The organism is Dyella sp. Tek66A03 (genome assembly GCF_052567735.1).
This window is the reverse complement of the sequence record NZ_CP199584.1, coordinates 4085328-4107773: the sequence shown is the minus strand read 5'-3', so window position 1 is coordinate 4107773 and position 22446 is coordinate 4085328. Positions and strand designations below refer to the sequence as shown.

Below are 22446 nucleotides of genomic sequence, written 5' to 3'. Positions count from 1 at the left end.
GACATGAGTCATACACACGCAAAAATCGAAAAGAACATCGGGCTGATGATGATTTTGATCGCGGTCGCGGTGTCCTTCGGCGGCCTGGCGGAGATCGTGCCGCTGATGTTCCAGGCCGAGACCATCAAGCCGCTGCCGGGGATCAAACCCTATCCCGCGTTGGAACTGGCCGGGCGCGACATCTACGTCCGTGAGGGGTGCTACGGCTGCCACTCGCAGATGATTCGCACGCTCCGCTTCGAGACCGAACGCTACGGGCATTACTCGCTGGCAGGCGAGTCGGTCTACGACCATCCGTTCCAGTGGGGCAGCAAGCGCACCGGGCCAGATCTTGCCCGCGTGGGCCTGCGCGGTTATTCCGACGAGTGGCACCGCGCGCATCTGAACGAACCGCGCGACGTGGTGCCCGAGTCGAATATGCCGGCCTACCCGTGGTTGGCCAAGGCGAAGCTCGACGGTGCGGAAGTCGCGCAGCATATGCGCGCCCTCAGGCGCATTGGCGACCCCTACACGGACGCCGATATCGCGGACGCGCCAGCGGCGGTTGAAGGCAAGACCGAACTCGATGCTGTAATCGCCTATCTGCAGGGGCTTGGCACCCATGTCTCGCAGGCGGATATGCAAGTGGCCGAGGGGGCTGAGTGACATGCTGCCTGGCCTGATTACCGCTGCATTGCTGCTGCTGTTTGTAGGGGGCTGTATCTGGCTTTGGCTGCCGGGTCACAAGTCCGTACTCGATGCAGCTGCCCAGATGCCTCTGGAAGACGACAAGGAGGAAACAACATGACGCCCGCATGGACGTGGTACGTAGTCATCCTGACGGTGTTGAACCTGGCCGGTTGCGCGTGGCTGCTGGTAGGCAATACCAAACGTCGGCCGAGCGACCCAAAGCCGGACGAAACCGGGCATGTCTGGGACGGCAATCTCACCGAATTCAACAAGCCGCTGCCGCGCTGGTGGATCAACCTGTTCTACATCACCATCGTTTTCGCCGTGGCTTATCTCATGTGGTTCGGTGTGGGCCAGCTGAAAGGTTACGGCCACTGGAGTTCGAAGTCCGAATGGGCGCTGGACAACGCCGCCGAGGACGCCCGGCTGGATGACACGCTCAAGCTCTATGCGGGCAAACCTATCGATGTGTTGGCCCAGGATCCGGGGGCGGTGTCGATCGGCCGCACCATCTTCATCAATCAATGCGCGGCCTGTCATGGTTCAGGTGGGCACGGCACGGTCGGTTTTCCCGACCTGACCCTTGGCGCCAAGCGTTGGGGCGGCACGCCCGAGCGCATTCTCGAAACGATCCAGGATGGCCGCCAGGCGGTCATGCCGGCGTGGGCCCCCACGCTGATCGAGCAAGGCGGTCCCACCGCGGTGGATGACACGATCGCCTATGTGCTGTCGCTGTCCAGAACCGACCAACCGAAGGATGCGGCGGAACGCGGCGAGAAGTTGTTCGCCACGACCTGCGTGGCCTGCCATGGCCCGCAGGGCAAGGGCAACCCGATGCTGGGCGCGCCGGACCTCACCGCCGGCCATTGGCTGTACGGCGGCAGCGAGGCCGCGCTGCACAAGACGCTGAGCGAAGGCCGCCAGGGCGTCATGCCGACCTGGAAGCCGATGCTGGGCGACACTCGTACACGGCTGGTTGGCGCCTACGTCTGGACGCTGTCGCCGCATACCGACCCGCCGCCAGCCGATGGGGCTGCCGCGGAATAATGAAGCCGCAGCCTCCCAACCTGTCGGAGCAGGCGCCGCCACGTGCATCGTTGCAATGTGTCGGAGCCATTCTGTGGCCCAGCTTCTTCGTGGCCGGCGTGGTGACGATGGTGTTCTTCGCCTTCATCGACCCTGAGGCCTTGCGGGAAATAACCTTTCCATCGCTGCGGCTGAGTCGTGAGCTTGGCTACACGCTGGGATTTTTCCTGATTTGGTTGGCCACGGCATCGTCGAGCCTGTTCACGTGGATCCTGTTGCGCCCTTCGCGCTTTGTCCAAGGCGGGTTACGACCCGATGGAAAATCATGAGTGGCCGCATTCCGCTGCACGTCATCGACGACGAAAGCAGCTCGTACTACGTCAGCGAACGCAAGATCTACCCCCGTGAAGTGTCAGGGCGGTTCAATCGCCTGCGGGTGGCGGCTGTGCTGTGGTTGCTCGGCATGTTCTATCTGTTTCCGTGGCTGCGCTGGAATGGACAGCAGGCAGTCTTGCTCGATCTGCCTGCGCGCAAGTTCCACATTTTCGGCTTGATGTTCCTGCCGCAGGATTTCCTGTTCCTGTCGATGCTGCTGATCATTGCGGCGCTTGCGCTGTTCTTTTTTACCGCCCTGGCCGGTCGACTGTTCTGCGGTTATGCCTGTCCGCAAACCGTCTGGACCGAGGTCTCGATCTGGATCGAGCGTTGGTGCGAGGGCGACCGCAACAAGCAAATGAAGCTGGATGCGGGGCCGTGGAACCGCGAAAAAATTCTGCGCAAGGGCGCGCGGCACCTGCTATGGGCGTTGTTCTCGCTGTGGACTGGGTTCACCTTCGTCGGCTTCTTCAGTCCGATTGTTGATCTCACGCAGCGTACGCCCTTGGCTTGGGGTGGCTGGGAAACGTTCTGGATTCTGTTCTACGGCTTCGCCACGTGGGGCAATGCCGGGTTCCTGCGCCAGCAGGTATGCAAGTACATGTGCCCTTATGCACGCTTCCAGAGTGCGATGTTCGATCGAAACACGCTGATCATTGCCTACGATCCCATGCGTGGCGAACCACGGGGTTCACGCAAGCGCGGCTTGCACAGCGTGCTGGCGCGGGCGCGCGGCCTGCTCGATAAAGTCACCGCCTACAACTACGTATTTCGCGCCAGCCAGCATCCCTCGGCGGCCGATAACCGCGCACAGGCCAGCGGTACCATCGTGTTGGCGGATACCGCCGGTGCGACGGCCGAGCCGTTGCCGAAGTTCACGCTTGATCAGCTTGGCGACTGCATCGACTGCACCATTTGCGTGCAGGTGTGCCCCACGGGCATCGATATCCGCAACGGCCTGCAGTACGAGTGCATTGCCTGTGGTGCCTGCATCGATGCCTGCGACGCAGTGATGAACAAGGTGGGCTATCCGAAGGGACTGATCCGCTACACCACGCAGAACCATGTCGATAGCAAGCCGGTGCGGGTGCTGCGGCCGCGCATCGTGGTCTACGCCTGCCTGCTGCTGGCCTTGGCCGGTGGGTGGATGTACGGCGTGACCCATCGCAGTCTGTTGATCGCCGAGGTGCTGCGTGACCGCAATGTCATGTATAGCCAGGCCAGCGGCGGCCGCATCGAGAACAGCTACACGCTCAAGCTGGTCAACAAGGATCAGCAGCCACGCCGTTTCGTCATCGATGTGAGCGCCACCGATATGCCGGGTATCAGCCTGCGCGATGGGCCTCAGACGGTGCAGGCGGAAAGCGGCGGCGTGGTTTCGGTGCCGCTTACCGTCAGCGCCTCTGCTGAGGTCTCCGGTCGTCATGACGTGCAATTCCAGGTACGCGGCGTCGATATGGACGCCAAGACCACGGTCAACAGCAGCTTCTTCGGGCCATTGCCATGAACCAGACACGTCGCCTCTGGCGCGAACCGATGATATGGATGCTGGTGGGACTGCCCCTGGCCTCGGTTGCGATCGGCTTCAGTCTCTTGTTCGCCGCCGTCCATCCGGGTCGTGAGGATAGGGAAATGGCCGACAAGCAAATACAGGTAGGCAGGATGCTCGTCTCGGCACGTAGCGCGGTCGAGGTATCGACGCAGGGCTTGGTGCTGCGGACCAAGGGCGACATGATCGAGGCCTTGCCGATGGACGGCAACTTCCCGCGCGGCGGGAAGCTTACGTTGACCCTGACTTCGCCGCATGCCCCGGGTGGAAACCGCAGCTATCAGCTTGTGCCGAGCGAGCTGGGCTGGCGTGGGCTCGGCTCGCTGGAGGGTAGTGATGACTGGGCGGTGCAGCTGACGCCCGACAACGCCGTCTGGCTGTTGCGTGGACACTGGCCGTCGCAAGCGCGTTTCATCCACCTGAAACCGTAAACGTGGACTGCGCCGTAGACGCCGCAAACCTGCCAGGCATCCAGACTTGCTATCACTGTGGAGAAGCCTTGCCGGCAGGGTCGATGCGGTTCGACCTGGATGGCAGCGAACAAGGCTTCTGCTGCCACGGCTGCGCAGCAGCTGCGCAGTGGATTCGCCAGTCCGACCTGGGCGACTACTATCGGTTGCGCAGTAGCGCTGGCGCTCGTGTGGGCATCGATACGCCCGATCTCGACGGATGGGATCGCGGCGATCTGCAGAGCGAGCATGCTTTCCCGGTAACCGGCGGACTCGAGATTACGCTGCTTACCGATGGCATGCGCTGCGCTGCCTGCGCGTGGTTGATCGATCGCGCCCTGCAGCGCGAGCCAGGCGTGTTCGACGTCAGCGCCAACGCCGTCACTGGCCGCATTCGCATCGGCTGGGATCCCGCCCAAACCCGCTTGTCGCTCGTGCTGCAACGATTGGCTTTGTTGGGTTATCGACCCTATCTTGCCGGCGGCGCGCTGCGCGAGCGTGAGCGCGTGGCCGAGCGGCGGCGTTGGTTGCTGCGTCTTGGCATCGCCGGGCTTGGCGCGATGCAGACGATGATGTTGTCGGAGGCGATGTATCTCGACTTCGCTCACCACATGCCGATATCGACGCGGGATTTTTTTCGCTGGATCACCTTTCTGGTCTGCACGCCAGTGGTGTTTTACGCCGGCTGGCCGTTCCTGGCCGGCTGCTGGCGGGAGTTGCGCCAGCGTCACCTGGGCATGGACACGTTGATCGCCAGTTCCGTTCTGCTGGCCTATCTGGCTAGCGCCGTCGAAACCGCACGCGGCGGCGCGCAGGTCTGGTACGACGCGGCCGCGATGTTTGTGTTCCTGTTGCTCGGTGCGCGCATGCTCGAACAACGGGCACGGCGTATTGCCAGTTCGCAAGTGGACACGCTGGCCCGTTCCAGGCCAACGCTTGCCGTGCGCGAACGGGGGGATGGCGCGCGAGAATCCGTGCCGCTGACGGCGCTGCAGGTTGGCGATATTGCCTGCGTGGTTGTCGGCGAGGTAGTGCCCGCCGATGGCCACCTGCTGGATGCCGTAGCGGTGTTCGAGGAAGCGTTGCTGACCGGCGAGTCCCGTCCGGTGAGCAGGGAGCAGGGCGCGCTGATCTTGGCAGGGACGGTATGCCGAGAAACCCCTGCGCGCATCGAAGTCACCCAAGTCGGCAGCGCCACGCGCCTGTCTCAGCTGACTCGCCTGGTCGAACAAGCCCAGGCCCATCGCCCACCTATCGCTCGACTGGCAGATCGCATGGGCAGCTGGTTTGTCGCGACCTTGTTGGTTGCGGCGGTGCTGGTCTATCTCGGCTGGCGCATGGTCGACCCGGCGCGTGCCTTCGAGGTCACGTTGTCCCTGCTGGTCATCAGCTGCCCATGTGCTTTGTCACTCGCGGTGCCTGCCGCCTTGGCTGCGACGCATGGCGCCTTGGCGCGGCTAGGCGTGCTGTCCATCCGCGCCAATGGGCTGGACAGTCTAGCCCGGGCTACCGATGTGGTATTCGACAAGACCGGCACCCTGACACGCATACAGCCAACGCTGGGCGAAGTGCAGGTGTTTGAAGGGATGACATCGGCGACGGCGAAAGCCATCGCCGCGGCGTTGGAGCGGGACAGTGGCCACCCTATCGCCGTCGCCTTCGCTGACGTGCGAACCGAGCTACGAGCCAGCGAGGTTCGGTCCATCAGTGGGAAGGGTCTGATCGGCAAGGTGGACGGCGTGGAATGGAAGCTTGGTCAGGCGCCCTTTGCCGCGAAGCGAGAGGATGATGGATGTCTCTGGCTAAGCCAGGGCTCGCATGTCGCGGCGCGCTTCCGTCTACAGGAAAGCTTGCGACCGGATGCAAGCGAGACCATCAGGGCGTTGCGTGGGCTGGGCCTGGCCGTCCATCTGGCCAGTGGCGATGCACGGGAGTCCGTCCAACGCCTCATGGGCAAGCTCAATATTGGCGAGGCGCACTCTCGGCAGACGTCGGAGGACAAGCTGGCCCTGGTGCGTCGACTGCAGGCGAATGGGCGCATCGTCGCCATGGTCGGAGACGGTTTGAATGATGCGCCCGTGCTAGCGGGTGCGGATGTTTCGCTGGCCATGGGCGAGGGTGCCCCGCTGGCACAGCGCGCGGCCGATATGGTGCTGACGGCACCCGCACTGTTGCGCATTCCCGCTGCCGTGAAGCTCGCTCGACGTACACAGCGCATCGTGCGCCAGAATTTCGCCTGGGCCGTGGGCTACAACCTGCTGGCGCTGCCCTTGGCGATCGCCGGAGAGGTGACGCCGGCCGTGGCGGCGCTGGGCATGGCGGCGTCTTCGCTGATCGTTACCTGCAATGCCTTGCGGCTGACGCGCATCCGCGTGCCGGAGCCGACGCCGTGATCATCCTGCTCATGCTCATACCGCTTAGCCTGGTGCTGCTCGCCGCAGCCGTCGGCGCGTTTGTGTGGGCCGTGCGCAAGGGGCAGTTCGACGACATGGATACGCCGGCGCTGGATATCCTCCATGACGATCCACCGGCTCGTTCATCCCCTGAGGTGAGGATCGATTCGAAGGATGCAGGCGATGCCGATTAATGCTCCAGCCCTGCTCGCCGTCCTGTTCACCGGCCTGCTCGGTGGTGTGCATTGCGCCGCGATGTGCGGCGGCATCGCTACGGGCTTTTCGGTGTGGTCACCGCGGGCAGGCTGGCGTGCCGCGTTGCAATTGAATCTGGGGCGGGTGGCAGGCTATGTATTGGCCGGTGCGGTCGTGGGAGGCGTGGGTGATGGTCTGCTGCGCTTGTTCGAATGGAGCGCGCTGGCTATCGCCATGCGCGTGGCAGTCGGTCTTGTGTTGATCATTGCGGCGCTACGTTTGCTCGACCGACGCGGCCGGCTCAGTCTGTTCGCCCGTCCGGGGGCGCGGTTATGGCGCTGGCTGCAACCGTTACAGCGGCGTCTGCTGCCTACCAACACGTTGGCGCGCCGTCTTGCCGCGGGTGTGTTGTGGGGATGGCTGCCGTGCGGGCTGAGTACCACGATGCTCGCCGCAGCCTGGTTCCAGGCCAGCGCGCGCGATGGCGCGTTGACTATGGCGGTATTCGGCCTGGGCACGTTGCCGGTGATGTTGCCGTTGACCTGGTCCGGCGCGCGGGTAGGGCGTTGGCTGCAGCAACCCGCACCGCGCCGCTACGCCGCGCTCTTCATCCTGCTGGTCGGAGTCCTGACCTTGTCGGCGCCTTGGCTCATGCAGGTGCCGGTCCTGCACGGCCTGCTCGGCGCATTGGGCTGCGGTCCGTCTTCACGTTGAGGCGGGAGGTGGTGCTGGCTGGAGCCAAGTCAGGCGGCATGGCATGGCTTGATTCATAAAATGACTGGCGCCACCACAAACGACGCACTGCTAGCCACACTATTTGGACATCCACCGCTAGCACTTTGATACGCGTGGCGTGACGACTGCGCAACACATAGGCGCCGCCATCCAGCGTCCCTCCAGCACTTCGCGCACGGTCACTAGCAGTCGGTCCATGCTGCACCGAAAATCCATCGGGGCAATGGCCAGCCATTACGCTTCTACGTTTGATCCCATTCTCGGTCTTGCCGTCTTGTCGCTCATCGTCTGCGACCACGGAAACTATCAATCTGGTCGAGAAGCTAATCCGAGACGGTATCCCTGGCGGCTATGACAACTTGAGCTATTACGCGACGCGTAGATCTATTCATCGATTCAAAACTCAACGGCACGAACGAGCACTTTTCATGAGAGTGTTGTCACCGTGGACGCGGTTCCGGGATGCCTCGATCCATCAACGAGGCTTTCAGATAAGTCTTATTTATACCGTGTAGACACTAGCGTAGGGTGGAGCTCTTTAGACTGCCGCTCGACAGGTCAGGCAGTCCTAGCGCAAGACCTATCAAAGGATATTTGGTGAGATCTATTCATTTTTCCTCCAAAAGCTTACGGATTGGAGTTAATTTATTTAGCCTTCTTTCGTTGCTATTTATCACCCAAGTAGCATTTGCGCAGAGCGAGTGTGCGGCAAATTTCAAAGTCGAGGGTGACCCGCGCAACGGCGCCTCCTACTTGACCTTTGTGACAATTCCGAACTTGGATATTCACAGCGCGCTGGGGCAGATCGAAAAGAATGCTCTGGATCAGGATTTCAAAATCGGAGCTGAGAACTACAGCGGCGATCAAGGCACTCTGACGATAGTGCATAAAGACAGCCTTCTTCATCCGGAAAAGGTTTTTCCGATCATGATCGGCGCCTATGAAGCGACAAATCGCCTGGCGATAACGCTTCGCCTGAATCCAGGCGGGACAGTCAGCTCGGATAGCATGCGTGACTTCATGTGTAGCATGTTGTCGAAGGTAACCATGGACAGCGCGGGCGTGGCCCGGGCCGCGGAAGCACGCGCCCAAACGCATAGCGACGAGATTATCAACGTCAAGGCTCCCGACCTCGCGTTTCAATTGGACAAGGCATTAGCCATCCACGCCGCGCATCCAGAGTATGTGGCAGGCCTGTACATCGGCAAGGTATATCGCATTGATGGCCAGGTCTCCATTCCCATCGGAGCACATGCGGTTGGCGCCCCCTCTTTTGACATTCAGTACATCACAAGTAAATTCAGACTTCTCCCCGGGATAACGAGAGGGATAGATAGCAGGACGGCGATTACTTGTCGCACGGACCCGAAGCAAGCGGGGCGTTTTATCGCACTGCGTAATGATGACTACGCCACGCTCATCGCCAAGGTGGTGCAGCTAGAGGGCACCACACTCTATCTCGACTGCCACTTTGAAAATTAAAGACCATCTTGTTTTCTGATGAATTTTGATTAGGGAGCGGAGCACGCCCTTGGCTTTCGTTGGAATGATCATTTATTAGATTTTTTCCAAGCTCGAGGTCGACAGTGGCCGGCGAACCTGTGGCTACTTCCCAGTAAGCTATAAATGAAGAAGGGGCCGCCAGTGGCGGCCCCTTCGGCTTGTCGCGTTGACCAAGTGCGTTGGTTACGACTTAGTAGCGGTAGTGCTCCGGCTTGTACGGGCCGTCGACCGGCACGCCGATGTAGGCGGCCTGTTCCGGCGTCAGCTTGGTCAGCTTCACGCCGATCTGCTCCAGATGCAGGCGAGCGACTTCCTCGTCCAGCTTCTTGGACAGGCGGTAGACCGTCTTCTCGTACTTGTCCTTGTTCGCCCACAGGTCGAGCTGGGCCAGCGTCTGGTTGGAGAAGCTGTTGGACATCACGAAGCTCGGGTGGCCGTGGGCGCAGCCCAGGTTCACCAGGCGGCCTTCGGCCAGCATGTAGATGCTGTGGCCCGACTTCTCGAACGTGTAGCGGTCCACCTGCGGCTTGATGTTCTCGCGCGTCACACCCTTGGCGGTGTTGAGGCGATCCATCTGGATCTCGTTGTCGAAGTGGCCGATGTTGCACACCAGGGCGTTGTTCTTCATCGCCGCCATATGCTCGAGCGTGATGATGTCCTTGTTGCCGGTGGTGGTGACGTAGATGTCGCCCAGGCCCAGGGTGTCTTCAATGGTGGTGACCTGGAAGCCTTCCATCGCCGCCTGCAGGGCATTGATCGGATCGATTTCGGTGACGATGACGCGCGCGCCGAAGCCCTTCAGCGAATGCGCGCAGCCCTTGCCCACGTCGCCATAGCCGCAGACCACGGCGACCTTGCCGGCGACCATCAGGTCGGTGGCGCGCTTGATGCCGTCGGCCAGCGACTCGCGGCAGCCGTACAGGTTGTCGAACTTGGACTTGGTCACCGAGTCGTTGACGTTGATCGCCGGCACCAGCAGCTTGCCGGCTTCGGCCAGCTGATAGAGGCGATGCACGCCGGTGGTGGTCTCCTCGGACACGCCCTTCCATTCGGCGGCGACCTTCTTGAACCAGCCCGGACGCTCCTTGTGGACGCGCTTGACCAGGTCCTTGATGACCTGCTCTTCGTGGTTGCCGCTGGGGGTATTGACCCAGTTGTCGCCGTCTTCAAGCTCGACGCCCTTGTGGATGAACAAGGTGGCGTCGCCGCCGTCATCGACGATCAGCTGCGGACCGAGCTCGCCCGGATGGGACAGCATGTCCAGCGTGCACTCCCAGTACTCTTCCAGCGACTCGCCCTTCCAGGCGAACACCGGCAGGCCGCCGACAGCCATGGCGGCGGCGACGTCGTCCTGGGTCGAGAAGATGTTGCACGAAGCCCAGCGCACCGAGGCGCCCAGCTCGCGCAGGGTCTCGGCCAGCACGGCGGTTTCCTTGGTGACGTGCAGGGAGCCCGACAGGCGCACGCCCTTCAGCGGCTTGTCCTTGGAGTAGCGGGCGCGGATCTGCATCAGGCCCGGCATTTCCTCTTCGGCCATGCGGATGCGGCGGCGGCCCAGGTCGGCGAGCGAGATATCGCGGACCTTGAAGTCCTGCTGGGCGGAATCTTTGGTGACTGCGTTCATGGCGTAGCTCCGGATGTTGCGACCAAGGGGTCGCATCGGTAACCGGGCGCCGTTACAAATTGAATCCGTCGAGCCTGGCCGGGGAAGGTGAACGCCAGCACATGAAAGTGCGGACTGAAGCGGAAATCTCCGCGTTCGCCATGCCAACGGTCGCAGCGCCCCTCAACGGGACATGTGAGTATACCGTCAGAGAGGAATGGGTTCTGCCCCCAGCGCCGATGTCCGGCTTCAGTGCCAGCCATGACTGATGGCCTTGGCCAGGGGAGGGCGGGAGCGTTAATTTCGCAAATTATTACGACAAAGGCCCTTGTTACGACATGGATATTCGGTTCCGGCGTTTCGTTCTCGTAGGTTTCCTGTTCGCTGCGCTCCCCATGGCGGTGCTGGCGCAGAAAGCGCCCATCGCGGCGAGCGCATCTGCCGGAGGGTATCTATTGCCACCGGCGCCATTGCAGGCCCTGGTGGATGCGCCGCGCCCGCCGCAGCTCTCGATCAGCCCGCACCGTGACCTGCTGGCACTGACGCAGACGCCGTCGTTGCCGGGCATCGACGTGGTGGCGCAGCCGGAGCTGAAACTGGCCGGTCTGCGCATCAACCCGCGCACCTATGCGCAAAGCCGTTTTTCCTTCGGCAGCGACCTGTGGCTGATGGATGTGGCCAGTGGCAAGGAGATCCGTCTGCAGGGTTTGCCGACGCCGTTGTCCATCGCCACGTCCAGCTGGTCGCCGGATCAGCGCTATCTGGCCTTCAATCAGGTCGATGCGAAGCAGGGTCGCAACGAGTTGTGGATCGTCGATGTCGCGGCCCGCACGGCGCGCCGTCTTACCGCGCTGCCACTCAATACGGTGGCCGGACGCGGATATCGCTGGATGCCGGATGGCAAGCAGCTGTTGGTCCAGTTGCAGCCCCAGGGGCAGGGCGAGGCACCCGTCTCCAGCGGTATTCCGACCGGGCCGAATACGCAGCAAACGCAGGCGGGCGGCGGCGTGAAAGCGATCCGCACCTATCAGGACATGCTGCGCAACGAGGATGATGCGCGTGTGTTCGAGCACTACATGCGCTCGCAGTCCGCCCTGGTCGACCTGGACGGCAAGGTGACGATGGTGGGCGAACCCACGCTGACGCTGTCGATCAGTGCCTCGCCGGACGGTCGTAACCTGTTGCGTCAACGCATCGAGCGGCCGTTCTCCTACCTGGTGCCGGCTGATAGCTTCCCGCGCCGCATCGAGGTGCTGAATCTCGACGGCAAGCTGGTCAAGGAAATTGCCAACCAACCCCTGGTCGAAGGCCTGCCTACCGGCAATGACGCGGTGCGTACGGGCGTGCGCGATATCGAGTGGCGTGCCGATGCAGCCGCAACGCTCGTATGGGCCGAGGCACAGGATGGCGGCGATCCGGCCCGCAAGGCCGACGTTCGCGATCTCGTGCTGATGCAGGGAGCTCCCTTTGACCAGGCGCCAGTCACGCTGGCCAAGCTCGGCAGCCGTTATGCCGGTGTTTATTGGGGCAATGGCGATCTGGCCCTGATCGACGAGTTCTGGTGGAAGACGCGTAAGGTGAAGGAATGGCGGGTCATGCCCGACCATCTCGATTTGTCGCCCAAGCTGATCCATGAAGGTTCTTCGGAGGATCGTTACAACGACCCGGGTATGCCGGCGACCGCGCTCGATGAACACGGCGAGTCGCGTCTGCTGTTGGCCGACGGTGGCGAGAGTATTTTCCGTCTGGGACAAGGCGCATCGTCGGAGGGCGACCGTCCGTTCGTCGACAAGGTCGATCTGCGCAACGGCCAGAGCACGCGGTTGTTCCGCTCGCAGGCGCCGTACTACGAAGCGCCGCAGGTACTGCTGGACAACGAAGGCAAGCGGGCGTTGACCTCGCGCGAATCGCCCAACGAGCCGACCAATTACTACGTGCGCGAGCTGGCAGCGAACAGCACGCCGCGCGCGCTCACCCACAACCCGCACCCGTTCCCGCAAATGAAGGGCGTGAAAAAAGAGCAGATTCGTTACAAGCGAAAGGATGGTGTCGAGCTCACCGCGACGCTGTACCTGCCGCCCAACTACGACCCGAAGAAGGACGGTCCGCGTCCGATGCTGATGTGGGCGTATCCGGCCGAGTTCAAATCGGCCGATGCAGCCGGCCAGGTCACCGACTCGCCCTACCGTTTCAACCGCATCAGTTATTGGGGACCGCAGGCGTTCCTGACCATGGGTTACACCGTGCTGGACAACTTCTCGGTGCCGATCGTGGGCGAGGGCAGCAAGGAGCCGAACGACACCTATATCCCGCAACTCGTCGCCAGCGCCGAGGCCGCGGTAGATGAAGTGGTCCGACGTGGCGTGACCGACCGCCATCGCATCGCCGTGGGCGGTCATTCCTATGGCGCGTTCATGACGGCGAACCTGCTGGCGCATACGCGGTTGTTCCGGGCGGGCATCGCGCGTAGCGGCGCCTATAACCGCTCGCTCACGCCGTTCGGGTTCCAGTCCGAGGAGCGCAACTACTGGCAGGCGCAGGATGTGTACCAGGCCATGTCGCCGTTCAGCTACGCCGACCAGATCAAGGACGCGCTGTTGATGATCCATGGCGAGCAGGACAACAACTCCGGCACCTTCCCGATCCAGAGCGAGCGCCTCTACGCCGCCATCAAGGGCTTGGGTGGTACCGCGCGCCTGGTAATCCTGCCGAACGAAGCGCACGCCTATCGTGCGCGCGAATCGATCATGCAGATGCTGGCCGAGACAAATGCCTGGTTGGAGCAGTACGTGAAGAACGCCAAACCGGCGGAGGCGTCGCGCTGACGTTTCGGCGGAGGGGCAAGTGCCTCTTCCAGGTCACCGCAACGAACAACGGTTTGCGATCCCCTTTCCTACTCGTCATCCCAGCTTTCGCTGGGATGACGGTTTTGGAAGACGCGACGTTTCGGGCCATTCCGACGCTCGTGGCAGCGGCCTTGACCAGGTCCCATGAAAAGGGGGCGCCTTGCGCCTCCGTTTTCGTTCGAGCAGAAAGATAGTTTTGTGGCGGTGCACAAATCAATGAAGCTTGGGGTAGTCTTGGACGTCCAGACATCCAACTTCATTCCAGGCATCGATGAACCAGTACCGCAGTCCTGAGTTCGCCCCGCACGAATCCCCGTTGCGCGAAGACGTCCGCCGCCTTGGCACCCTGGTCGGCAATATGCTGGCCGAGCAGGTTTCGCCGGCGTTCCTCGACGAAGTGGAGCGCATCCGCATGGCCGCCATCGCGCGTCGCCACGAAGGCGCGCCCCTGGCCTTGCTGGCCGATCTGCTGAGTGGCCTGGAAACGGCGCATGCCGAAGCGCTGGCGCGGGCCTTCGCCACCTATTTCCAGGCGGTAAACATCGCGGAACGCGTGCATCGCATCCGCCGACGTCGGGACTATCAGCGTGAAGGCGGTGCGCCGCAGCCCGAGTCCTTGCTCGACGCGCTGACGCAGCTGAAGGCGCAGGGTGTGGAGGCGGGTGAGCTGCTGGAGTGGTTGGAACGGTTGCAAGTGGAACCAGTTTTCACCGCGCATCCCACCGAGGCTGTGCGTCGTTCGCTGTTGGAAAAAGAACAATCCATCGTGCGCGCGCTGGTCGACAACTTCGATCCCTCGCGCACGCCGCAGGAGCGCAAGGAAGACGAAGACCGCATCTTCATGGCGCTCAATGCCGGTTGGCAGACGGCCGAAGCATCGCCGGTAAGTCCCACCGTGCAGGACGAGCATCACCACGTCGGCTTCTATCTGGCCAACCCCGTCTATCGCATCGTGCCGGCCCTGTATGAATCCCTCGCTGACGCGCTGCAAGCGGTGTACGGCGTGGCTGTGCCGCTGCCGCGCCTGCTGAGTTTCGCCACCTGGGTCGGCGGCGACATGGACGGCAATCCGAACGTGGGTGCCGCCACCATTGCAGCCAGCCTGGCGACGCAACGCGCGCATGTGCTGGAACATTACATCGAAGACATCGCCGGACTGGGGCGACTACTGAGCCAGACCGAGGGTCGCGTGGCGGTAGACGGTACGCTGGCTTTGCGATTGGCGGACTATCGCGTGCGCTTTCCCGAGGCAGCGGCCAAGGTTCGTCCACGTCATGCGGAGATGCCGTATCGCGGCTTGTTGACGGTGATCGGTGCGCGCCTGGAAGCGACGCATGATGACGATCATCCGGAAGGCTATACCTCGGTTCGCGAATTACTCGACGACCTGCACCTGATTGCCTTGAGCCTGGTGGATCATCGTGGTCTGCATGCGGGTGCGTATGCCGTACAGCGACTGATCTGGCGCGTGCGTACCTTCGGCTTCCATCTGGCCAGGCTGGATGTGCGCCAGGATTCGCGCGTGCACGATGACGCGCTGGCCAGCTTGCTCAGCGATAGCGAATGGTCGAAGCGCAGCACCGAAGAGCGGGTGTTGCGTCTACGTCCGATCGCAGGCGGTGAATCAAAACTCAACATCAGCGACGAGCCGACCGCCGTCGCTTTGTACGATGTCTTCGCCACTTTGGGCGATGCGCGTCGACGCTATGGCACGCATGCGCTTGGTCTATACATCATCAGCATGGCGCGTTCGGCGGCAGATGTGCTCGCCGTACTGGCGCTGGCGCGCTACGGCGGCTTGGTCCAGGACGATAAGGTACCGTTGGATATCGCACCGCTATTCGAAACGGTGGACGACCTGACCAGTGCGCCCGACACCTTGCGCGCCTTGCTCGACGATCCCGTTTATCGCGCGCATCTCGCCTCGCGTGGCGATCGCCAGTGGGTAATGCTGGGCTACTCCGATAGCGGCAAGGATGGCGGTACGCTGGCCTCGCGTTGGGGCCTTCAGCGGGCGCAAGTGGAGTTGCTTGAGGTCGCTTCGGCAGCGGGTATCCGGCTGTCGTTCTTCCACGGCCGCGGCGGTTCCGCCAGTCGTGGTGGCTCGCGCATTGCACCGGCGTTGATGTCGTCACCGCGTGGTTCGGTAGCGGGTGTGTTGCGTATCACCGAGCAGGGCGAGGTGATTCACCGCAAGTACGGTATTCGCGCGCTGGCGCTGCGCAATCTCGAACAGACCGTCAGCGCCGTGCTGCGCGCGTCGCTGCGGCCACGTACGGAAGAGTTGCGCGAAGACGAGTGGCGGTCGCGCATGAGCCAGTTGGCGACGCGTAGCCGTGAGCACTATCGCGCTTTCGTCGACCGCGAAGGCTTCGTGGACTACTTCCGCGCCGCCACGCCGATCGACGTGATCGAACGCATGACCCTGGGTTCGCGTCCCTCGCGCCGTCGCAGCATGCGTGGCGTGCAGGATTTGCGCGCCATCCCCTGGGTGTTCGCGTGGACGCAATGCCGTTCGATCCTGCCGGGTTGGTACGGCCTTGGTACGGCGCTGGAGCAGGGGGTGACCCTGTTCGGCGAAGAGGAAATGGCCGAGATGGCCCGCGACTGGCCGTTCTTCGCCAATATGCTCGATGACGTGGCGATGGTGCTGGCCAAGTGCGACCTGGATATCGCCGAGGCATTCTCGCGATTGGCCGGTCCGTTGCATGAGCCGTTCTTTGCGTTGATCCGCGAGGAGTTCGAGCGTACGCAGCACTGGCTGATCCGTCTCAAGCGAACCGATCAGCTATTGCAGAACGAGCCACGCCTGGCCGTGTCGATCGGCCTGCGCAATCCCTACATCGATCCGATGAGTCTGCTGCAGCTGGACCTGCTGCAGCGCTGGCGCGCGGGTGGTGGAGCGGACGATGCGCTGCTTGGCGCGCTCGTGGCGTGCGTCAATGGCGTATCGCAGGGCCTGCAGAATACCGGCTGAGGCCTTGTGTCTGAAAAGTCTTGGCCCCATTCCGTGCTTAACCACGGAATGGGGCAAGCCATGATCGAGTTGTACAAATTGCACTGGTCGCACTACGTCGAGAAGGTCCGCTGGGCACTTGATTTCAAGCAGCTGCCCTGGCGCGGGATCGACATCGTTGCATTCGTCAAGAAGGAGATGCGTCGTTTTGACTGCGCGCAGACCGTGCCCCTGATCCATGACACGGCGACGGGCGTGGCGATCAGCGATTCATCGCCGATCATCCGCTACCTGGAAGAAACCTATCCCGAGCATTCGCTGTTTCCCGCCGATCCGGCCGAGCGCGAACAGGTCTGGCAATGGATGCTCCGGCTCGACTCCACGCTGGGGCTGCATGCGCGACGCCTGGGTTACACCCAGGTCATCATGGAGTGCCCGCAGACACTCGCCGCGTTGTTCATGCCCAGGGTCTGGGGTGGCTTGTTTGCACGCCGAGGTTGGCGAACGCTGGCTCCGCCGGTGATTGGCATGATGCTGACTCTGCGCTTTCACTTTCACCGCAATCGGCATGATCGCGTCTACGAGCAACTGGAGGACCTGCTGATTCCCGTGGCGGAGCGACTGGAGCGCGAAGGGTTTCTAGTGGGGCGACAATTCACGGCGGCCGACCTGACGCTGGCGTCGCTGTTGCGTCCCCTGCGCGTCGTGCCTCATTTCAGTCACCACCCGCGGCTGCGATCATTGTTCGCCTGGCAGCAGCGGTTGTTCGACGCCCAGGGACGGGACGTGTCGTTTCCTTACGAAGATGCGATCCGGGCGCGGCGGGAGCGAAGCGGAACGATGCGCGGTCGCGTGCGATGGTTGCGTGCCGACCGGGCAGTCCGTAGTGGCGTGGGCGACGAGGTATCGCGACAGGCGGCGGGTAACGACATCCACCCGGTAAGCCGCTGGACGGTCCTGTTCGGATTGGCCGCCTATTTGAAACTCCGCTGGTTCAGTGGCGTGGCCAAGATGCCTTACGCGCCGATGGCGTAAGTCGACCGAGTCAGATACCGACTGACGCGCGGGTGCAAGCAGCGCTGCACCCGCGCGCCATGGGTCAACTATCCAGTTCCGACCAACGTGCGTACGCGCCGTCTAGCTCCGCTTGCACGACGGCCAGCGCTTCGTTCGCCTTGACGATGGTGGCGCTGTCCTGCTGGAAGAACGAGGGATCGTTCATGGCTTCACTACGCGTGGCGATGTCGGTTTCCAACTGCTCGATACGTAGCGGCAATTGCTCCAGTTCGCGCTGCTCCTTGAAGCTGAGCTTGCGCTTTGCCGGCGTGGCGACAGGAGCGGGATCCTGGCGAACCAGGCCTGGCTTGGCGGCAGCGGCCGCCACGGCTTGCGCGGCCGTCGGGCGCTGCCACAGCCAGTCGCTATAACCGCCCACGTACTCGCCGATCTGGCCATGGCCTTCCAGCACCAGGGTGCTGGACACCACGTTGTCGAGGAAGGCGCGGTCATGCGACACCAGCAGCAAGGTGCCCTGGTAATCGGTGAGCAGTTCTTCCAGCAGCTCCAGCGTCTCCACATCGAGATCGTTGGTCGGTTCATCCATCACCAGCAGGTTGGACGGCTGGGCGAACAGTTTGGCCAGCAGCAGGCGGTTGCGCTCACCACCGGACAGTCGCGTGATCGGTGCGCGCGCGCGTTCGGGTGAGAACAGGAAGTCCTGCAGGTAACCGATGATGTGCTTGCGGCTGCCGTTCAACTCGATGAAATCGCGACCTTCAGCCACGTTGTCCAGCGCGTTCAACTTGTCGTTGAGTTGCAGGCGGTGCTGGTCGAAGTAGGCGACCTGGATGCCAGTGCCAATCGTGGCGTGGCCGCGCTGTGGCTTCAGCTCGCCCAGCATGATCTTCAGCAGCGTGCTCTTGCCGGCGCCGTTCGGACCAATGATGCCGATGCGATCGCCGCGCATGATGGTGGTGGAAAGATTGTCGATCAGCACACGGCCGTCATAGGCCTGGTGCACGTGCTCAAGATCGATCACCTTCTTGCCCGAGGCCTGGGCGTTGGCCGCCGTCATCTTGACGTTGCCGCTCAGATTGCGCCGCTCGCCGCGCTCGACACGCAGCGCTTTCAAGGCGCGCACGCGGCCTTCGTTGCGGGTACGTCGGGCCTTGATGCCCTGGCGGATCCACACTTCTTCCTGGGCCAGCTTCTTGTCGAACAACGCATTCGCCTGCGCCTCGGCGTGCAAGCGTTCCTCGCGACGACGCAGGTAGTTTTCATAGTCGCCCGGCCAGTCGGTGAGTTGGCCGCGGTCGATCTCGACGATGCGCGTTGCCAGCGCGCGCAGAAAACTGCGGTCATGGGTGACGAAGATGATGCTGCCGTCGAACTGCTTGAGGAAGGTTTCCAGCCAGCCGATGGCTTCGATGTCGAGATGGTTGGTCGGCTCGTCCAGCAGCAGGACGTCGGGCTTGCGCACGAGCGCCTGCGCCAGCAGCACGCGGCGCTTCATGCCGCCGGAGAGCGCGGCGAAATCGGTGTCGGCCGGCAGTTCGAGCTTGGTGAGTACTTCGGTCACGCGACGATCGAGATCCCAGCCGTGCTGCGCCTCGATCTGGGTCTGCACGTCGCCCAGCGCATCGAAGTCGCCTTCATGCAACAAGTGGTGGTAGCGCGCCAGCAGATGGCCGAGATCGCCCAGCCCTTCGGACACGACGTCGAACACGGTGCCTTCGGTGCCCTGCGGCACCTCCTGAGCCATGCGGGCAACCACGATGCCGTTCTGTACGCGAAGCTCGCCATCGTCCGGCTTGAGCTCGCCGGCGATGAGCTTCATCAGGGTGGATTTGCCTTCGCCGTTACGGCCGACGATGCACACGCGCTCGTTACGTTCGATCGAAAGATCAACATGTTCGAGCAGGAGGGGGCCGCCGATGCTGAAATCGACGCGCTGAAGTTGGATTAGGGACATCTCCCTATTCTAGGCGATGCGCCCTGCGTTCGATGGATGGGCTCGTCACTTAACGGCGAATTTATGGCGCCTGCGGGGCTTAATGCAGTAGTTTTACCGACTTAAGCTTCGGCCGTTCCTGCCGAACTCCTCGCTGCAAAGTCGGCTTGCGGGACTGCTCATCGAGCCCGCACCGGGTCGCTGCGATCTAGCTAAGATCATGTCAGGGGAAATAACCCTTGAATAACATGGCATTATGTTGTCAAATTTAACCATTATCTAGGTGCCGATGGCGGCGCGAGGGGTCAGGGTGGCCATCAAGATCAAAACACCGAGATGGCTGTCTGCTTGCCGTCAGAGCCTGACTGCCGTGGCGCTGCTAGCGCTCGCCGGCTTCACCGGCGTCGCCCACGCGGGTTATGCAGCGATTGTCGTCAGCGAGTCCGATGGGCAGGTGCTGACGGCGGTCAACCCCGATGAGCCGAACCGTCCAGCATCGCTGGCCAAGATGATGACGCTCTACCTCACGTTCCAGCAGCTGGAGAGCGGTCAGATCAAGATCGACCAGGAGCTGCCGGTGTCGGCGTGGGCGGCAGGACGGCCAGCGACCAAGCTCGATCTGCGTCACGGCCAGACCATTTCGGTTGGCGACTGCATCCTCGGCATGATCACCAAGTCGGCCAATGATGCCGCCACGGTGGTGGCCGAAGGCCTGGGCGGCTCCGAAGGTCAGTTCGTCGAGATGATGAATGCCCAGGCGATCAAGCTCGGCATGACCGGCACGCACTTCGAGAATGCCTCGGGCCTGCCCGACCCGGACGATTCCACCACGGCGCGCGACATGTCCAAGCTGGCCATGGCGCTGTATCACGACTTCCCGCAATACACCCACTACTTCGCGACGACGGAATTCATGTTCCGCGGCCGGCTGGTGCGTGGTCATAACAACCTGATGGAACGTTACCCGGGCATGGATGGGCTGAAGACCGGCTTCACCAATGCGTCGGGCTTCAATCTCGCTTCGACCGCGGTGCGCGATGGCCATCGGCTGTTCAGCGTGGTGCTGGGCGGTCGCACCGCCGCAGCTCGCGACAATCTAATGGCGCGCCTGCTGGACGATGGCTTCGAAGATCGTTCGACGCCCGATTACCTCGTCGCCCGCGCCGGTGGTGCCACCGGAACCGGCACGGCGCAGAAGATCCTGACGGCGTTGTCGCCGATCGGCACTGCTGAGGCCGATCCCGCGCCCGTGCCGGAGCGACGCCATCGCCGTGGCAAGGTGGGCAAGTCCGCGACCGTGGCTAGCAATACCTGCAGCAAGCGCAAAGGGACGACCTGCCCTGTGGCTGCCAAGCGCTCGCCGAGCAAGAAGGCGCCCGCGGCTCGCGCGCAGGCACAGGCGAAGGCGACTCCACCGGCACAGCCCAAGAAGCCGGTAAACACGGCTACGTAGGAACAGCGGCAGTTCGCCCTGTGCACGTCTGCTTTCGTCCCTGGGGACCTTGGGCACACCGCTCCCGGTTGTTGATTCCGCACCCGCTCGCTATCGATCGGCGTTGTCACCCGGTGTTGTCCTTCGCCTGGGTGGCGTAGGTGCGGCTGCCAGATCGCTTCACGGCGGCGGCGAGGCCAAACGTCTCAACCTCGCGGAGGCGGCCGAGGTGCTGAAACAGGAGCCAGGTCGGGAATTCGAGCACACTGTTTCAACAGATTCACGCCGGCGCGTCGAGCTGGCGAAAGCTTGCGGTGTCGCCGTATCGTCAAAAGAAAACGGGCCGCGTGAGCGGCCCGTTTCTGTTTGAAGCGAAGCGTGAGGCTTACTTCAGCTTGGCATCGGCGCGCAGCGCTTCGGCCTTGTCGGTCTTTTCCCACGAGAATGCGGTGTAGGTCTTGCCGTCCGGACCCTTCACTTCGTACGGGGTACGGCCGAAGTGGCCGTAGCTCGCGGTCTGCTGGTACATCGGGTGGACCAGGTCGAGCATCTTGATGATGCCGTACGGACGCAGGTCGAAGTGCTTGCGGATCAGCTTCTCGATCTTCTCGTCGGCGATCTTGCCGGTGCCGAACGTGGTCACCGAGATCGAGGTCGGCTCGGCCACGCCGATGGCGTAGCTCACCTGCACTTCGCAACGGTCGGCAATGCCGGCAGCCACGATGTTCTTGGCCACGTAGCGAGCGGCATAGGCGGCCGAACGGTCGACCTTGGACGGATCCTTGCCCGAGAACGCGCCGCCGCCGTGACGGGCCCAGCCGCCGTAGGTGTCGACGATGATCTTGCGGCCGGTGAGGCCGCAGTCGCCCACCGGGCCACCGATCACGAACTTGCCGGTCGGGTTGATATGGAACTTGGTGCCCTTGTGCAGCAGCTTGGCCGGCAGCACCGGCTTGAGGATGTGCTCGCGCACGGCCTCGATCAGATCCTTCTGCTTCACGCTCGGATCGTGCTGGGTCGACAGCACCACGGCGTCGATGGCCGTCGCCACGCCGTTTTCATAGCGCAGGGTGACCTGGCTCTTGGCGTCCGGACGCAGCCACGGCAGCGGCGAATTCTTCTTCTTGCGGACCTTGGCCTGCTGCTCGACCAGGCGGTGCGAGTAGTAGATCGCCGCCGGCATGTAGTCCTTGGTTTCGCTGGTCGCGTAGCCGAACATCAGGCCCTGGTCGCCAGCGCCCTGTTCTTCCGGCTTCTTGCGGTCCACGCCCTGGTTGATGTCGGGCGACTGCTTGCCGATCAGGTTCAGCACGCCGCAGGTCTCGCCGTCGAAGCCGACGTCGGACGAGTCATAGCCGATATCGACGATGACCTTGCGGGTCAGCGCTTCAAGGTCGATCCAGGCGCTGGTGGTGATCTCGCCGGCGACGATTGCGACGCCCGTCTTCACCATCGTTTCGCAAGCCACGCGCGCACGCGGATCCTGCGCGATGATCGCATCGAGGACGGCATCGGAGATCTGGTCGGCGACTTTGTCCGGGTGGCCTTCGGAAACCGACTCGGAAGTGAAGAGGAAATTGCTCATCGCGGGATATATCCTTCCTTACGGATAGAAAGATGAAAGGGGTGGCGCATGATACACGGGGAACCCCCGTTTTGCAGCCTCAGCATGTCCGCCGCATATGACGATTTCATGCCGATTCAGCCATTTGGACGGCTTTGCAGCGCGTTACAAGCGCCCGAGCGGGCATCTCATGGCGTCTGC

17 protein-coding genes and 1 riboswitch are annotated in these 22446 nt (G+C 62.6%); of the genes, 14 read left to right on the top strand and 3 right to left on the bottom strand.

The annotated features are described in order from the left end of the window. The first annotated feature begins 3 nt into the window (after positions 1 to 3). From ccoO to ACT01B_RS18275, 10 genes are all read left to right on the top strand, one after another. On the top strand, positions 4 to 645 hold the full coding sequence (gene ccoO, locus ACT01B_RS18320) for a cytochrome-c oxidase, cbb3-type subunit II (RefSeq protein WP_445147527.1): 642 nt from the start codon (positions 4 to 6) through the stop codon (positions 643 to 645). Next, positions 602 to 787: a cbb3-type cytochrome oxidase subunit 3 gene (locus ACT01B_RS18315; RefSeq protein ID WP_445144637.1), complete on the top strand. Its 186-nt coding sequence runs from the start codon at positions 602 to 604 to the stop codon at positions 785 to 787. Before ccoO ends, ACT01B_RS18315 begins: the two co-directional genes overlap by 44 nt. Further along, positions 784 to 1716, top strand: coding sequence for a cytochrome-c oxidase, cbb3-type subunit III (gene ccoP, locus ACT01B_RS18310; RefSeq protein ID WP_445144636.1), 933 nt, complete (start codon positions 784 to 786; stop codon positions 1714 to 1716). The genes ACT01B_RS18315 and ccoP overlap by 4 nt, the downstream gene beginning before the upstream one ends. Next, positions 1716 to 2024: a hypothetical protein gene (locus tag ACT01B_RS18305; RefSeq protein WP_445144635.1), complete on the top strand. Its 309-nt coding sequence runs from the start codon at positions 1716 to 1718 to the stop codon at positions 2022 to 2024. Before ccoP ends, ACT01B_RS18305 begins: the two co-directional genes overlap by 1 nt. Next, positions 2021 to 3577, top strand: coding sequence for a 4Fe-4S dicluster domain-containing protein (locus ACT01B_RS18300; RefSeq protein ID WP_445144634.1), 1557 nt, complete (start codon positions 2021 to 2023; stop codon positions 3575 to 3577). Before ACT01B_RS18305 ends, ACT01B_RS18300 begins: the two co-directional genes overlap by 4 nt. Further along, a complete protein-coding gene (locus ACT01B_RS18295; protein ID WP_445144633.1) occupies positions 3574 to 4050 on the top strand; it encodes a FixH family protein in 477 nt (158 codons plus the stop codon). The genes ACT01B_RS18300 and ACT01B_RS18295 overlap by 4 nt, the downstream gene beginning before the upstream one ends. 83 nt (positions 4051 to 4133) lie before the next feature. Then, positions 4134 to 6461: a heavy metal translocating P-type ATPase gene (locus ACT01B_RS18290; RefSeq protein ID WP_445144632.1), complete on the top strand. Its 2328-nt coding sequence runs from the start codon at positions 4134 to 4136 to the stop codon at positions 6459 to 6461. Continuing rightward, positions 6458 to 6655 (top strand): cbb3-type cytochrome oxidase assembly protein CcoS, encoded by a 198-nt coding sequence (gene ccoS, locus ACT01B_RS18285; RefSeq protein ID WP_445144631.1) that lies wholly within the window; start codon positions 6458 to 6460, stop codon positions 6653 to 6655. Before ACT01B_RS18290 ends, ccoS begins: the two co-directional genes overlap by 4 nt. Beyond that, positions 6645 to 7370 (top strand): sulfite exporter TauE/SafE family protein, encoded by a 726-nt coding sequence (locus tag ACT01B_RS18280; RefSeq protein WP_445144630.1) that lies wholly within the window; start codon positions 6645 to 6647, stop codon positions 7368 to 7370. The genes ccoS and ACT01B_RS18280 overlap by 11 nt, the downstream gene beginning before the upstream one ends. 618 nt (positions 7371 to 7988) lie before the next feature. Then, positions 7989 to 8873, top strand: coding sequence for a hypothetical protein (locus tag ACT01B_RS18275; protein ID WP_445144629.1), 885 nt, complete (start codon positions 7989 to 7991; stop codon positions 8871 to 8873). A gap of 211 nt (positions 8874 to 9084) precedes the next feature. On the opposite strand, the gene ahcY is transcribed toward ACT01B_RS18275, so the two are convergent. After that, positions 9085 to 10518, bottom strand: a complete 1434-nt coding sequence (ahcY, locus tag ACT01B_RS18270) for an adenosylhomocysteinase (RefSeq protein ID WP_445144628.1) — start codon at positions 10516 to 10518, stop codon at positions 9085 to 9087. Between the two features lie 37 nt (positions 10519 to 10555). Then, positions 10556 to 10688: riboswitch (S-adenosyl-L-homocysteine riboswitch) on the bottom strand. Positions 10689 to 10835: 147 nt separating this feature from the next. Here ahcY and ACT01B_RS18265 point away from each other — a divergent pair. The 3 genes from ACT01B_RS18265 (at position 10836) to ACT01B_RS18255 (ending at position 17334) form a co-directional block, all read left to right on the top strand. Continuing rightward, entirely contained in the window at positions 10836 to 13322 is a 2487-nt protein-coding gene (locus ACT01B_RS18265; protein ID WP_445144627.1) for a S9 family peptidase, read from the top strand. Between the two features lie 292 nt (positions 13323 to 13614). After that, positions 13615 to 16320, top strand: coding sequence for a phosphoenolpyruvate carboxylase (ppc, locus tag ACT01B_RS18260; protein WP_445144626.1), 2706 nt, complete (start codon positions 13615 to 13617; stop codon positions 16318 to 16320). A 60-nt stretch (positions 16321 to 16380) separates the two neighbouring features. After that, positions 16381 to 17334, top strand: a complete 954-nt coding sequence (locus tag ACT01B_RS18255) for a glutathione S-transferase family protein (RefSeq protein ID WP_445144625.1) — start codon at positions 16381 to 16383, stop codon at positions 17332 to 17334. Between the two features lie 64 nt (positions 17335 to 17398). Here ACT01B_RS18255 and ACT01B_RS18250 read toward each other — a convergent pair whose 3' ends face one another. Next, the gene (locus ACT01B_RS18250; RefSeq protein ID WP_445144624.1) at positions 17399 to 19270 is read right to left on the bottom strand and encodes an ATP-binding cassette domain-containing protein; all 1872 of its coding nucleotides are present in this window, start codon (positions 19268 to 19270) and stop codon (positions 17399 to 17401) included. A 289-nt stretch (positions 19271 to 19559) separates the two neighbouring features. Here ACT01B_RS18250 and ACT01B_RS18245 point away from each other — a divergent pair, with 289 nt between their 5' ends. Then, positions 19560 to 20702 carry a D-alanyl-D-alanine carboxypeptidase family protein gene (locus ACT01B_RS18245; protein ID WP_445144623.1) on the top strand — a complete coding sequence of 381 codons (1143 nt, stop codon included), beginning with the start codon at positions 19560 to 19562 and terminating at the stop codon, positions 20700 to 20702. Positions 20703 to 21066: 364 nt separating this feature from the next. Here ACT01B_RS18245 and metK read toward each other — a convergent pair whose 3' ends face one another. Continuing rightward, on the bottom strand, positions 21067 to 22266 hold the full coding sequence (metK, locus tag ACT01B_RS18240) for a methionine adenosyltransferase (protein ID WP_445144622.1): 1200 nt from the start codon (positions 22264 to 22266) through the stop codon (positions 21067 to 21069). Between the last annotated feature and the right edge of the window lie 180 nt (positions 22267 to 22446).